Annotated in this window: 13 protein-coding genes; 8 read left to right on the top strand and 5 right to left on the bottom strand. The window is 51.2% G+C overall.

Going from position 1 to position 14,050, the window contains the following annotated elements; all coding sequences use genetic code 11:
- Nucleotides 1-109 precede the first annotated feature (109 nt).
- Nucleotides 110-532, top strand: a complete 423-nt coding sequence (locus QLQ17_RS08965) for a DUF2267 domain-containing protein (protein WP_283209247.1) — start codon at nt 110-112, stop codon at nt 530-532.
- Between the two features lie 30 nt (nt 533-562).
- Here the strand turns inward: QLQ17_RS08965 and QLQ17_RS08960 are convergent, their stop codons facing one another.
- A complete protein-coding gene (locus QLQ17_RS08960) occupies nt 563-1,969 on the bottom strand; it encodes an aminotransferase-like domain-containing protein (RefSeq protein WP_283209246.1) in 1,407 nt (468 codons plus the stop codon).
- A gap of 356 nt (nt 1,970-2,325) precedes the next feature.
- The gene (locus tag QLQ17_RS08955) at nt 2,326-3,975 is read right to left on the bottom strand and encodes a bifunctional AfsR/SARP family transcriptional regulator/alpha/beta hydrolase (protein ID WP_283209245.1); all 1,650 of its coding nucleotides are present in this window, start codon (nt 3,973-3,975) and stop codon (nt 2,326-2,328) included.
- A gap of 143 nt (nt 3,976-4,118) precedes the next feature.
- Between QLQ17_RS08955 and QLQ17_RS08950 the strand changes: the two genes are divergently transcribed.
- Together QLQ17_RS08950 and QLQ17_RS08945 are read left to right on the top strand one after the other, a co-directional pair.
- On the top strand, nt 4,119-5,225 hold the full coding sequence (locus tag QLQ17_RS08950; RefSeq protein WP_283209244.1) for an acyl-CoA dehydrogenase family protein: 1,107 nt from the start codon (nt 4,119-4,121) through the stop codon (nt 5,223-5,225).
- A gap of 198 nt (nt 5,226-5,423) precedes the next feature.
- A complete protein-coding gene (locus QLQ17_RS08945; RefSeq protein ID WP_283209243.1) occupies nt 5,424-6,194 on the top strand; it encodes an amidohydrolase family protein in 771 nt (256 codons plus the stop codon).
- A gap of 81 nt (nt 6,195-6,275) precedes the next feature.
- Here the strand turns inward: QLQ17_RS08945 and QLQ17_RS08940 are convergent, their stop codons facing one another.
- Nucleotides 6,276-7,169: an SRPBCC family protein gene (locus QLQ17_RS08940; protein WP_283209242.1), complete on the bottom strand. Its 894-nt coding sequence runs from the start codon at nt 7,167-7,169 to the stop codon at nt 6,276-6,278.
- A 100-nt stretch (nt 7,170-7,269) separates the two neighbouring features.
- On the opposite strand from QLQ17_RS08940, the gene QLQ17_RS08935 reads away from it, so the two are divergent.
- The 5 genes from QLQ17_RS08935 to QLQ17_RS08915 all read left to right on the top strand — a co-directional run bounded on the left by QLQ17_RS08935 (nt 7,270) and on the right by QLQ17_RS08915 (nt 12,257).
- Nucleotides 7,270-7,722, top strand: coding sequence for a MarR family winged helix-turn-helix transcriptional regulator (locus QLQ17_RS08935; RefSeq protein ID WP_283209241.1), 453 nt, complete (start codon nt 7,270-7,272; stop codon nt 7,720-7,722).
- 116 nt (nt 7,723-7,838) lie between these two features.
- Nucleotides 7,839-8,849, top strand: coding sequence for a medium chain dehydrogenase/reductase family protein (locus QLQ17_RS08930; protein WP_283209240.1), 1,011 nt, complete (start codon nt 7,839-7,841; stop codon nt 8,847-8,849).
- A 132-nt stretch (nt 8,850-8,981) separates the two neighbouring features.
- Nucleotides 8,982-9,491, top strand: a complete 510-nt coding sequence (locus tag QLQ17_RS08925; protein ID WP_283209239.1) for a 2,4'-dihydroxyacetophenone dioxygenase family protein — start codon at nt 8,982-8,984, stop codon at nt 9,489-9,491.
- Nucleotides 9,492-9,586: 95 nt separating this feature from the next.
- Nucleotides 9,587-11,212, top strand: coding sequence for an AMP-binding protein (locus QLQ17_RS08920; RefSeq protein ID WP_283209238.1), 1,626 nt, complete (start codon nt 9,587-9,589; stop codon nt 11,210-11,212).
- 22 nt (nt 11,213-11,234) lie between these two features.
- Nucleotides 11,235-12,257: an NAD-dependent epimerase/dehydratase family protein gene (locus QLQ17_RS08915; protein ID WP_283209237.1), complete on the top strand. Its 1,023-nt coding sequence runs from the start codon at nt 11,235-11,237 to the stop codon at nt 12,255-12,257.
- A 126-nt stretch (nt 12,258-12,383) separates the two neighbouring features.
- Here the strand turns inward: QLQ17_RS08915 and QLQ17_RS08910 are convergent, their stop codons facing one another.
- On the bottom strand, nt 12,384-13,526 hold the full coding sequence (locus tag QLQ17_RS08910; protein ID WP_283209236.1) for a GGDEF domain-containing protein: 1,143 nt from the start codon (nt 13,524-13,526) through the stop codon (nt 12,384-12,386).
- Nucleotides 13,519-13,977: a TenA family protein gene (locus QLQ17_RS08905; protein ID WP_283209235.1), complete on the bottom strand. Its 459-nt coding sequence runs from the start codon at nt 13,975-13,977 to the stop codon at nt 13,519-13,521. Before QLQ17_RS08905 ends, QLQ17_RS08910 begins: the two co-directional genes overlap by 8 nt.
- Between the last annotated feature and the right edge of the window lie 73 nt (nt 13,978-14,050).

Raw genomic sequence — 14,050 nt, 5'->3', positions numbered from 1 at the left:
ACGGGTTCTGTGAATGTTTTCGCCTCGAAAAGCTTGTCATTATTCCAACGATGGCCGCCGGAAAAGAATTTCCCAAGTGTCGCCATCTGGAATCAGAGAGAGCCAGTATATGACGGTCCCCCTTGAGTACGAATTAGCATCTCGTAAATTTGTTGAATTTCTCGTCGATGCGCGGGATGCGTCAGGTCTATGGAGCACTCATGCCGCCTACACCATGACTCAAGGAGTTTTCCAAGTGTTCCGCAGGAGGTTGTGTTTGGCCCAAGCCATCCAATTTGCGGCCGTTCTGCCGGTAGGATTGCGGGCCCTTTTTACTGCAGATTGGGACGTCGAGGAAGAGATACGGTGCTTTGGTGACTGTGAAGCGATGCGACGCGAAGTCCGGGAACTACGAGCAGCCCATAATTTCTCCCCCGACTCTGCTATTCGGTCAGTAGCGGACTCTCTACGAAAGCATGTCGATGAAAAGGCTTTCGACGAATTGCTCGATCAACTGCCCAGGGGCGTCAAACACTTCTGGCAGTGCTGCTGAAGCTGCTCTGCCAAAGAAAAAGGATGCTCCTTACATCGTTCTTGCAAATGTACTGGCGAGAAAGGCCATTCCACGCTCAAACTCATCATCAATCGGTCGTACTCCCGAAATGCGCAAGCAATTCGAAAACTCTCCTCGCATTGAAAAGAGCTGACCTGGGGCGTAACAAAAGCCCGCCTCCTGAGCGACAGGATATAGTTTTGTTGTATCAATGTTGCCCGGCAGGCGAACCCACAACGTGAATCCACCATTGGGGTCGGAGCACGTTGTACCTTCTGGAAATTCGGACATTACGAACTCGCGCAGCCGTGAGAGATTGTTTTGGTAGATACTTCGGACTTTTCTTAAATACAGGTCGTGAGCGCGGCTCTGAAGATAGTCGGCCACGGCCATTTGAGTCACTGCCGGCGACGAAAAATTAAACGAGTATTTTTCGTCAGATACCTGAGCGTAAAACTTACCGGGCAAGATCCAGCCAGATCGTAAGCCCGGAGAAATGGTTTTGGAGAATGAGCTGCAATAAATCACAGAGTTCATCTCGTCAAATGCCTTGAGGGGGAGCGGACGGTTTGCGTCCCAATGCAAATCGCCGAACACATCATCTTCTATGACCGGAATGCCCTTTCCGTTTGCTATCCGTAGCATCTGGATTTTGTCTTGATCCGTCATTGTGTAACCCGTTGGGTTGCTGACATTGGCGGAAAGACAGAGCGCTTTGATTGCTGGGTTGGCTAAAGCTCTCTCCATAATATTCAGGTTCGGCCGACCATCCGAATCACAAGGTATTTCTTCGATGTTCAAGTTAAGAGCACTGATCGATTGGAGAATGCCTGGAGAGGACGGGACAAACACAGCGACAGTGTCTCCTTCTCGAGTCACCGCTCTTAGTGCCAATGCTAGTGCCTCTTGTGCGCCCCCAGTTGCAATGATCTCTGAAGAAGCACTTTTGATACCTAGCTTCGTCATTCGCTGCTCAATAGCGCGGAGGTACAGCGCATCACCGGGAAAAGAATAGCTGAGCGAATCCAGGGCGCGTCTTGATGCTCGCAGAAGCGACTTCTGAATCTGTCGGGTAGGAAGGTATGACTCGACCGGGGTTGTGCTGCTCAGCAGTATCGCTTGATCGTGCCTAAGGGTGAGTTTCAGGTGGTCCCTACTCTCTCGCTGCTTTCTCAGGCCGGGCGAATCAGACGACGTGTCAGCAGGATCAAGGCCAGTTTCGGCACCCGATTGAGTGACGAAATATCCCGCTCGATCTCTGCCGTGGACGAGCCCGCGACTTTCCAGCAAACGCAACGCGGTCACAACGGTGGTGATACTTGCATCCATTCTTGCCGAGAGAACGCGAATGCTGGGCAATCGATCCCCGGGACCGTAGCTTGAATTACTAATCCAGAGGGTTATTTTCTCAGCAATTACCTCATATTTTTTGTTCATTCATTTCGGCTCTTACCAGAACAATTTAAGCATCTTAGACCGAACCCACGTAGTCAGCAGAGTGCTTATGGCGGCCAATCTCTGATCCGTTAACTGTGACCAACAAGAGAAATTGTCATGTGGACCAAAATGACTTTTTCGCTTCTGTTTCAAAGTAGCCTGTGCAAAGGCCAAGGTCGCACTCCAGTCGCCTTAAGTATTCAGGTCCTCCACTATAAGCTATTTGTGATCGAATCCATTGACGATATCGGTGGCGATCATAGGCATACACGATTCTAGATAGCCATTTCACTCAAACACTCCCTCTATTTCAGCGATCGAAACACACTAGACGAGGTTTGATGACGAAAGGAGGTTCAGATCCGTGTTAAATGAGAAGCACAATTGGCAGGACCAGCGCCTCGGCATTGGTCATTGATGAGGTCGAGAATTTCGTCGGCACACTCTGTCCAAAACCAGTGATCTATCCCGTCAAGAGGCTTCAGCACAGCATTTGGTAGCCGTTTTGCAAGATCTTTTGCTGCATCAAAGCGAACAATTCGGTCATCGATTTTATGTAAGATCAACGTTGGATGTTTAACCTTCTCCAATTGAGCTCGCACATCTATCTCACGAATCGAAAGCATGATTTTGGAAATCTCGCCGGGCGAGGACGAGAGACGCATTGTTTTCGCCCACCAGTTGATGGATTGGATGCTTGAGCGTTGTGAGGGCGCAAACTCTTCTATGCTTTTCCCGCTCCCCCATTGCGAGACCAGTTGCTCCTGCCAGACGTCAAATTGTTGCGGTGTTAAAGCGGGTTTGTAATCTGGCGTCCGCATCCACTTGGCGGAAGAGCCGTATAAAATGAGTCGTTCGACGAGTTTCGGAAACCGGGCTGCAAACGTGATCGCTGCCGCTCCTCCTTCCGAGAATCCGAGAATGACGGCTTGTTTGAGGTGCAGTTTCGACATGATTGCATGCACATCAAGTGCGATGTCGTCGGGTGATGGCGCACTTGCTACGCGATCGGACATTCCACAGCCACGTTTATCAAAAAGAACCAGCCGGAACTGGTTTGCTAATTGCCGGTAAAAACGAGCCAGCTCTGGGTTTTCCCATATTTGCTCCAGGTGGGACATAAATCCGTTGATGACAATCAGAGTGCGGCTCTCAGTACCTAACGTTTGGTAGGCCAAGAACACACCATTTGATTGCAGGTAGTGGGTCTCTGGAACGGCAGCTGCGAAATTGTCTTTATTGCTGGCACGCGGCGCCTGACCCAATTTCAAGATTAACCGGGCTAAGTCATTTGATGGCGCAATGCCAAGCTGTTCGTGGAGCCTTCGTTTGAATGCTTCGTAAAGACGCTCCGCCTCATAGAGCTGGTTTTTCTCTATCAGTGCTTCGATAATCTGGCGTACGACGCACTCGTTGTATTCATCCAGGCTGTACCACAGTCTCAGTAACTGCAAGGTCACGTCTATCTTGCCAAGGCTGCGGTGAATATCCGTTTGTTGCTCTAAAAGCTTGCACCTCCACCGCATCACTGACTCACGCATCGCGTAACACCAATCCGCCATTCCGTCACAATCTGCGAATTGAAAACCCTCGAGAAAATCCCCGGAACACAGCCTTTCGATCTCTTCAAAAGAAAGAATGGGAGCGTGCTTTGCACTGCTGGCGGAGAGACTCTTCAAGTGACCAATGTCACAGGCTGATGCTATTGAATCATCAATTTTTATTACATCGGCATGGGCAACCAAAGCGTTCCGACCTAACCGTTGCCTGAGTTCATAAATCGCGTTGCGCAATAATTTTCGAGAATCCACAGCATCAGGCCATAGCAGCATTGCCAGCCGATCTCTGGGATGGCTGCGAGGATTCGTAACCAAAAAGGCAAGTAGCTCGATACTTTTCTTCCGCAAATGCAGGGCGTCGTTCTGGCCGAAGCCAATTTCGGGCGAGCCAAGCAATTGAATGACTGGAATACTCATGGTGTAAGTCGCATTCGATTTCTTCTGCAAACCGGTTATCTCTAAGCCTATACAGTCTCGGTGAAGTCCGCGACTACATGAATTCCTAAAACTGACTCCGACTGAGACGATCCGGAGACGCCGATCTGAGAAGTTTCTGGCAATCCCACACTTACTTCTGTTTGGAGAAGGTAATGCTTAGAGAACTTCGAGAAGACGTCATCGCTTGGTGTGATGAAAATGTTTCGTTGGAAAAAGCAGCTCAGCTCGATGCCGGCGAATGCCCGATATCCCTTTACAAACAATTAGCCGAATGTGGCTGGCTAACGTTTGCCGATATTACCGAAGCCCCGGATAACCTTTTTCGCTTGGCTGAGGTGTGCAAAATTGTGAACAGCTATTCCGGCGTCCTGGGTAACATGATCTGCGTAAATGCGGCATGCGCCATGATGTTGGGAAGGTATGGAGCAGGTGATCACAAAAAGCTTGCATCTTCGCTTCTGACTGGTCAGAAACTCTCCGCGTTTGCTTTAACAGAGCCGCAGGCCGGGACAGATGTTCAAGGTCTGTGCGCTTCAGCCTATCGGGATGGTGATCACTGGCAAGTAAATGGTGAGAAGTACCTGACGACAGGAGCTGAGGTCGCCGATGTTTTGCTAATCGTGACACGCTCGGACCCGGAAGTGCCAATGAATCGAGGCACCTCTCTAATAGCCATTCCAAAGGATGCACCAGGGCTTGATATCAAACCTATCCCGAAGATGGCGGTTAATGGATACGCCAGCTGTCACATTACGCTCAAAAATGTAAGAGTCCCAATCGACGCCGCAGTCGGAGGCGCAAACGTAGCCTGGGATGCCCTTGCGCTTGGCGGCGCAATCGAACGTCTTTTAGTCGCAGCGTGTTGTGTTGGTTTAAGCCGGACTATTGGCGAGTACCTGCACGGCTATGCCAAAGAACGTCAAATCGCTGGCCATGCCATGTACAACATGACAAACATTAGCCATCAAATCGTCGACATCGCTATTCAGGTTCGGGCTGCGGATGCCTTAGTGAACGAGGCGATTAAGTCCTTCTTGAGTGGCGGCAATCCTACAAACGCAATTGCGGCTGCAAAATCGTTCGCCGCCACTATGCAACAAGAAGTCAGTATGAGCGCAATGAAGATTATGGGCGGCAGGGCCTATCTGTTGTCATACCCAGTTGAGCGCTGGCTGCGGGAAGGCTTGCTCGCTCTCTGGGCCGGTGGAACAAATGAGCTGCAAAAAAACCTGATGGCGCGAAGCCCCTTCGAGCGATAGTTTGCAGACGCCTGGAACCAATTTACCTCTTGGGTAATGGCGGCCATTGAGCCCTCAAGGCAACAATCAACGTCACGAGCCTGATTGTGCTCGTGAACGCGTGCCATTTTTGCACTAAGCTTATACTACACATATGTAGTAGATTGAGAGGCAACGATGAAAGTTATAGACGTATGGTCTCAAATACAGACAGAGCGAATGGCCAAAGAGCCTTGGCTAGAACCGCTTCTGAAGTGGACAGGTCAGACGGACTCGCTGGTCATACCTTCCGTTGACTCTACTCTTGAGGCAATGAACGAGGCTGGGGTCGACATTTCGATCCTATCGGCCTGGCACGGCCCCGGCGGATCTTTAATCAGCAACCAGGAAGTGGCCACTCAGATTGATCAGGCACCTGAGAGATTCCGCGGCCTCGTGTCAGTTGACCTCAATCGCCCGATGGAAGCCGTTCGGGAAATACGTCGCTGGGTGGATAACGACCGATTTGTGGGGGTTCGAGTCGTACCTTGGCTATGGGATCTGCCACCCAATGACCGAAAGTACTACCCGATTTACACCGCCTGCGTTGATCTTGGCGTGCCTTTCTGCACGCAAATTGGGCATACAGGCCCCCTACTTCGTTCCGAAACAGGAAGGCCCATTCCCTATCTTGAAGATGTCCTGCTCGATTTCCCTGAACTTAAGGTTGTCGGTGGGCACGTTGGCTTTCCATGGATCGACGAATTAATTTCGCTCACCATCAAGTTCCCAAATTTCTACGTGGATACGTCCGCTTACGCTTTACATCGCTTGCCAACGAGTTTTGTCGATTTCCTCAAAGGGATGGGGTCAAAACGGGTGATGTTCGGAACAAATTGGCCGATGCTCTCACCCGCCCAATGCTTGAAGCATCTTGAAAGTCTTGGCTTGTCGGAAGAACAGAGAAGCAACTTTCTGGGAAACAATGCCATGAGAGTCTTCGTTCTATAAATTTCCAATGCGCCTAGAGCAGGCTCATTCAGTTCGCGACAGAGCATCAGCGATGCCATAAAGATCAATAACTTACCCTCCTCAACAAATTCGAGGCAATAAACGAATGCCCTCGATCGATGATGCACGATTTCCCGTCACTTCGGCTGCCATGTTGGTGACAACATCAACAAAGTCACGATCCATTCCCAGGGCAAACAAAGGCACGAGGACAGGCCCCATGAATCGCGCCTTCAGCTTGAATTCCCACCAAACAGAGACATCACAGCCGCCGTCCTCAGGATTAAGAAACCAACCTCCCCTCATCTCAGAGACTGGCATCGGGAAGTCCGGATCATCGGCATTGAATAGCAGCATGAACGATTTTCCCTCGTCAACGTCAATCACCTCCTCGGTCCATGAATTGCCTTTTTGGTCCTCGCAACGCCTGACCACACCAATGGCTGGATCTTCATCGTTTACAACGCTCGACGATTTCACCATAGCGCTAAACCGGTCAATGCTTTTCAAATCCCAAATTACGTCCCACATTCTGCTAGCCGCTAGCGGCGACGATACCGTCAGGCAGTAACGGTAAACCTGTTTCCCCGTCACTTTGTACAGCAGATGAAGCCCCAAAAGTTGTGTCACTCCGAAGAGCGTAACGGCACACGCCACAGCACCGATAATTGTCGCGCCTGTTGCCGGAAGAACATCTCGAAAAGCGATGAGAATGACCACGGATGCAATCACCCATATAAAGTCCGCAATCGATGCCATCAGAGCCCGCCAGCCCATCATTTTTGTTCTCGACACCTGATGGAGCAAATCGAGAGCGAAAATAACTAGACCGCCTCCCAGCGCAACCAACCAGCCCGAACCAATTCCTCCCAAAAGCTGTGCGAATGTGCTCGGATAGGCCAATAGAGCTATGCCCGAAATTCCGGAGAAAAACGCGTTGGCGCCAAGCGCCGTTCGAAGCACCAAAGAATTCATAGATGACCTCCCGGATCATGGTTGAGAACGGATATTTTGCATCGTGCTGTGACATAAGGGCCTTCTATGCCCTACACATATGTAGTTAAATGACTCACCCTTGGCAGATTCGGCAAAGGAAAATATGACAGCGTCAGAAAAGCGATTGTATTTTCTCATCCAGCTCACAGCGCATCGGCTTAAAAAGCATGCGGATGCTGCCCTAACTGAGGCTGCAGAGCTGACAACCGCGCAGGCGGCTGCCCTATCGGTAGTCGCCAGGCACGAACCGGTCTCTCAACGATTCATAGCCAACGAGCTTTCTCAACGCGAAAGTGCCGTCATGACAATGACAACTCGCCTTCAAAAAGCTGACTATGTCGCAAAACGACGATCCGCAACCGATGGAAGGGCCTGGGATCTCACCATCACCGAAGAAGGCAAGGCTGCTCTGAGCAAAATGGAGCGCCCGTTTGCCGCCATTAACGAATTGATCGACCAAAGACTGGGGTCAGACGGAGTCGATCAACTCTCAGAACACTTACTGAACCTCCTCACCGCCTTGAATGACTGATGGCGGGGCTTTCCACAACCTGACTCTTTTTCTATGCTCGCATCAGGCAATCCCTGCGGCGATTACCTCCTGGGTAAAATGACGACTATTTTTTGGCCAGCTGGGATTAACAAGATATGCCCTACAAAAAGGTGACCTTGTATGAGTTTGGGGGGCCGGATGTTCTAAAGGTTGAAAACATTGCGGAGATTCCAGAGCCGGGGTCTGGCGAGGCCCGCGTAAAAGTTCTGGCATGCAGCGCCGCTTATACAGACACGTTGATAAGACGCGGCATCTATCCGGACGTGAAGCAAAAGCCCCCTATTACGCTGGGCTACGACATGATTGGGGTTGTCGATAAAGTGGGTGGCGGCGTAGACAATCTTGCCGAAGGCGATAAGGTTGCCGAACTGACTATCCTGGGCGCTTATTCGGAGTACATGATTCTCGACGCCAAACAACTGGTTCGGGTTCCAGACGGCCTTGACGACGTTGACGCCCTGTCTCTGATCCTAAGCTACGTAACCGCCTTTCAAATGCTGACCCGGTTGGCCAAAGTCCAGGCGGGCGACAGTGTCCTCATCCACGGTGCCGGAGGTGCTGTCGGAAACGCACTGGTGCGACTTGGAGCGGCAATGAAGCTGAAGATGTACGGGACAGCCTCAGGTTCGCATCACGATCGCCTGCGGGACCTGGGTTGCGAGCCAATCGACTATAAGAAGGAGGACTTTGTTCTCCGGATGAAGTCTTACGCCCCAAAGGGTGTCAACGCGGTATTCGACGCCATGGGCACAGACCACTTCAAGCGCTCCCTTAAAGTGATCGCAAACCATGGGACGCTTGTTGCCTACGGCTCATACAATTCAACCTCGTCGGCCGATTTAATAAAAGACTTCTTACGAGTCAGTTTGTGGGACTTGTTGCCATGGCTGCCCTCCACTGCGTTTTATTCCATTGGCGCCTGGCATAGGAAGCACCACGACTGGTTTAAAGAAGATCTATTGACCCTTTTCCAATGGCTTTCCGAGGGAAAGATCAGCCCTGAAGTCAGCCATAGAATGAAGCTGGAAGAGGGTTTGAAGGCTCATGAGCTTCTGGACAGTGGCCAGGCTAAAGGCAAAGTTGTGCTAATGATTGGGGGCCAATGAAGATAAAAAGGCTCAGTGGCTGAGTTCGAGGTGCAATCTGTAAATTCTTTGGCGTGAAAGGCGAAAAATGTTGTTTCCATTGTCAGTCACCATATTCATGGTCACTAACGACAAAAAAAAAGGTGGAGCATCATGTTGCCAATTACTATTCAAGACAACGAGAACCTTCTGACTCTGAACGTCAAAGATTCCCCCATTTACAAAGATATTCTGGTTCCGGGCGTTGATGTACAGCCCCTATTCCTGGACCCAACAAACGGAGTATGGACACTGCGCGTTTGGTTTGCGCCTGGCGTTATTCTGCCAACGCACTATCACACTGGCACGGTTCACCTCTGGACCCTGTCTGGACGTTGGAATTACGTTGAGCATCCTGACCAGCCCCAAACTGCCGGAAGCTATCTGTTCGAGCCGGGCGGAAGCGTACACACTTTCTCAGTTCCTGCAGATAACAAAGAACCCACCGAGACTCTGATGATTGTTCAGGGCGCCAACATCAACTTTGATGAGAACGGCGAGTACCACAGCACGATGGATGCAAGCTCAATTATTGCCATGATTGAAGAAGCCATCAAAGAGCGCGGACTTGAGCCAGCTGTGTACATTCGTGCGCCTCAGGTGGGTCACGCGAATAAGCTCTAACTAGCGATTTCCGAGCCCAATAACCTTTATTACAACTTTTTCATAGGGGCCGAGTTAGTCGGCCCCTTTTTAAAGGATTCCGGGAGAGCGATTATATGACAATTCAGCCCTGGCTAAATAATTACCCTGAAAACGTCCCCCACACTATCGACGCTGATAAGTATGAATCGGTAACTCAGCTGTTCGAGTCATCGGTTGAGCAGTATCCAGACCATGTCGCTCTCGAATGTTTCGGCGCGACTATGACTTACAAGCAGCTTGATGACGCCGGCAACGCGGTCGCCGCGTTTTTGCAGAAAGAGTGTGGCGTGAAAAAAGGTGACCGTGTCGCAATCATGTTACCAAACCTCTTTGCTTATCCGATTGCGATGCTGGGCATCCTGAAAACCGGCGCAATTCAGGTCAATGTTAACCCGCTGTACACGCCCAGAGAACTGGAACACCAGCTGAACGACTCTGGGTCCCAACACATCTTTATCTATACCGGTTCCACCGCTGCCCTCGCAGCTGTGCGCGAAAAAACAGAGATCCAGAATGTCATCACGGTTGGTCCAGGGGATGGCGTTAACCCAGACATCCCTGCCCCGCCCTTGGCGGACAACCTGGGAGACACCCTGAAACTCGCCGATGTATTGAGCAAATATGAAGGGGCTTCGCCTGAAGCCGTTGAGATTCATGGCGAAGATGTTCTCTTTCTTCAATACACCGGCGGCACTACGGGTCCTTCAAAAGGCGCAACGCTGACTCACCGCAATCTGATTGCCAACACCGAGCAGTTCAAGGCCTTCGTACCCGACGCAAACGAGCCAGGCAAAGAGATTTTGATTCTCGCACTGCCGATGTATCACATCTTTGGCCTGATGATTTACGTCGCATATGCGGCGATTGGCTCAAAGGCCATTCTGATCCCGAACCCTCGAGACATGGATAGCTTTATCAATACCATCAAAAACGCCAAGTTCTCGATTATGGGCGGCGTGAACACCTTATTCGCCGGTATGACCATGCATCCTGAATTCGAGAACGTAGATTTCTCGGCTTACAAGGTTGCATTTGGCGGCGGTTCAAAGATCTTTGCCAGCACCTCAGAACGTTGGAAGAAATTCGCAGGCAACGACATTCTTGAAGGGTTTGGTCTGTCTGAAACCGCGCCAATCCTGACCCTTAATCTGATGGGCGAAAAGAGTTTCAGTGGCACGGTTGGCTACCCCGTCCCTTCAACTGACGTGAAGATTCTTGGTGAAAACGGAGAAATTCAACCCGCCGGCGAGCCGGGCGAAATTTGCGCCAAGGGCCCGCAGGTGATGAAGGGATACTGGAACCGGCCGGATGCCAACGCTGAGTCTTTCACCAGCGACGGGTACTTCCGCACAGGCGATGTTGCCGTAATGCACGAAAACGGTCAGTTCGAAATCGTTGACCGCAAGAAGGATATGTTGATTGTTTCAGGCTTCAACGTTTATCCGAATGAAGTCGAAAGCGTAGCTTGTGAATTGGAGGCTATTGCCGAGGCCGCCTGTGTCGGCGCCCCAGACGAGAAAACGGGCGAGCGGGTAAAACTGTACGTTGCGCCTTCCGGCAAAGGTGACCTTGATGTTGACGCTGTTACCGAGTACTGCCGAGCGAACCTGGCGGCTTACAAGGTGCCCAAAGAAGTCATCGTTCTGGACGAGTTACCAAAGTCCAACGTCGGCAAAATACTGCGCCGCGAATTGCGCTAACAGATAAGTTAAGGATTTGATCATGAGTACGTCAACTCTTCCCAAGGGCAGCAAAGGGCAAACGCCTGAGCTTCCAAAGAAAGTGTTTATCACCGGTGCTTCCGGCTTTATTGGTCGGAAGCTCTATGAACGGTACCAGGACCTGGGCTGCGAAGTTCGCGGTATGGACCTGGTCGCGGATGAATCCCGCAACGTCATCGCCGGCGATTTAACCAAGCCAGAAGCCTGGAGGGATCACGCCAAGGGATGCGATCTGTTTCTGAACATTGCCTCTCTGGTTTCCCTTGCCGGTGACTGGCAAGCCTATAAGGACGTGTCACTTGCAGGTGTCCGAAATTCTCTGGACGTTGCCATTGCCGGCGGTGCAAAGCGTTTTGTTCACTACTCTTCCATCGCTGCAATGGGCTGGGACTACGAGCCGGGCGCAGATGAAAGGGCACCCGTAGCCATCGGTGAAGAATACCGATATGGCGTCGCCAAAGGCGCATCCGAGCACGCCGTCCTTGCCGCTCATGCCGCTGGTGAAATCGACTGCACGATCATACGACCCGGCGATGTGTACGGACCCGGGTCACGGCCCTGGCTGATCGTGCCGTTGGAAATGGCTCGTGCTGGAAAATTGATCCTGCCGAATGGCGGTAAAGGCATCTTCACACCGGTCTATATTGATGACCTGGTCGATGGCACTGTTCTGGCCGCAGGATTGGAGAGCGGGAGTGGCCGCATTTTCATTCTCTGGGGAGATGAAGAAGTCACCTGTCGCGAGTTTTTCTCTAACCACTGGCGCTGGGCCGGTAAGAAAGGAAACCCGCCAAGCATGCCTTTGAGTGCCGCGTTCAAGCTAACAGATGGAATCTGGTGGGTGAATCGCAAACTCAACAGGCCGAATGAAACCACGTCGGACGTCATGCGCATGTGGGCCCGCAAAGGCGGTTATTCGATCGAGAATGCCCGTAAACAGCTTGGGTGGGAGCCGAAGGTCAGGCTCAAAGACGGTCTTGAGCGTTCAGAAGAATGGCTTAAAGAAATCGGCGAAATCGGATAAGAGAAAGAAGAGTGAGGAATTGAGGGGGAGCGTTAGCTCCCCCTCTGCCGTTTAGAGGGATTGTTGCTTCCTTCAATACGACAATGTTTAAGCAATTCTAGAACTTTGGACTATGACCAGTTTCAATCACGAATTAACACAGACCTGGTTTCTGCCTGTGCTTTTTGCCTTGTACAGCGCCATGTCTGCGTCCGCAAACAAGGACTCAAGGTTGATCTGACCGGCATGTGTCGCCACCCCAAAACTGGACGTAATCGAAATCGATTGGTTTTTGAAAGTGACTTGCGAGCTTGCCACCGTCGATCGGATTCTCTCGGCAACAGCGCTGGCGCTTGCAGCATCGGTCTCGGGCAGAACCAGCGCAAACTCTTCTCCGCCCAGTCGCGCGCAAACATCCCCCTCTCGAGACTCCCTCTTTAACGACTCACTGAAGGCCCTGAGCACTGAATCACCCGCATCATGCCCGTGCCGGTCGTTGATTTTTTTGAAGTGGTCGATATCGGCAACGATGACACTCACCTTTCTGTCGTGGCGACTGGCCTGATTCAGTGTCACATCCATTGACAGCGTCAAGCCACGTCGATTATGGAGCCCAGTGAGAGGGTCCATCAGGGCGAATTCAGTCAGCTTTTGCCGATCACGAACCAGTACAGAACTCAAATAGCCAATCCCAACCAGAACAAAACCCGAAGTCGTTGCCATAAAGAGGATGGCAAATCCCTGCTCGAAGTTATCCCTGAAGACCACCTGGTAGATCTGAAAAGGAGCTGCGATCCCCACCAGCAGTGCGGCAAAGCCAATGATCGAGTGACCGAGATTGTTCTCGACGGCGGCTCGTTTAAACGAAATCACAGAAATTATGCTGTAGGAAACCATGCTTGCTCCGGAGGCAAGCAGCAACAGGTCCAGATTACTGCTGATAAAGAAAGCCAACAGGCCAACTGCAAGGTGCACAACGATCGCTACCACCCTGCAACACAGCCGTTCTCGTTGCGAAAGAACCGCCATCACCAGAATGCCAGTGACACCGACGTACAGGAAAACGGAAAGACGAAAGTCAGAGACAACACCCAGAGTCTCTTTGATCCAGAGAACACCCCACCCCACGAGCGCGCATAGGAAATATATCCAGTAGAATCTCGACGATTCCGCATCAAATTCGTCTGATCTGATTTTGCGACTGATGATGAGAAATGACAGGACAGCCGTGAACATCAGCACGAAAAGCGCATTAACGAGCAGGCTTGAGTCCAACGTCTTGTCAATCACTCAGTTGCAACCCCATTGCCCAGAAATCAATTTCCAACCGGGTTGCATCCCGAAATATCTTTGTCAGCTGTTGAAAGCCGGATTCCGAAACGTCAGCAAGGTGTTTATCGAGCCAGTTCAGCTCTGCGCGCATGGCTTCCTGAAATTCATCGCTCTCATACATCGCAATCCAGGCATTGTAGGGATTCTTTTCGCCGCGAACGGTTTCAGACCGACTATTAAGCCAGTTCGCTACCTCTCCATAACCCACCATACAGGGCGAGAGAGCAACATGAAGATTCAGCAGATCACCGCGACTGCCCGCGTCCAACACGTAGCGAGTATACGCCATGGAGGCTCGGGACTCATCGAGGTTGGCAAGCTCCCCTTCCGAAATGCCCCACTCTTGTTGAATATAGGCTCGCCAATCATCAGGGCAGCTGGCTTTCAGGTCTTCGAATTTAAAAGGCATGGCTTGTCCAAGCGTGATGAATAGAAAGAATCAATGGCTAGAGAAGCGGGAAACCCCACTTCTCCAGTGTAGC

It is taken from the genome of Marinobacter sp. CHS3-4 (assembly GCF_030053415.1).
Classification (GTDB): domain Bacteria; phylum Pseudomonadota; class Gammaproteobacteria; order Pseudomonadales; family Oleiphilaceae; genus Marinobacter.
Note: the sequence above shows the minus strand (reverse complement) of the source record. Positions and strands in the feature narration are given on the sequence as shown.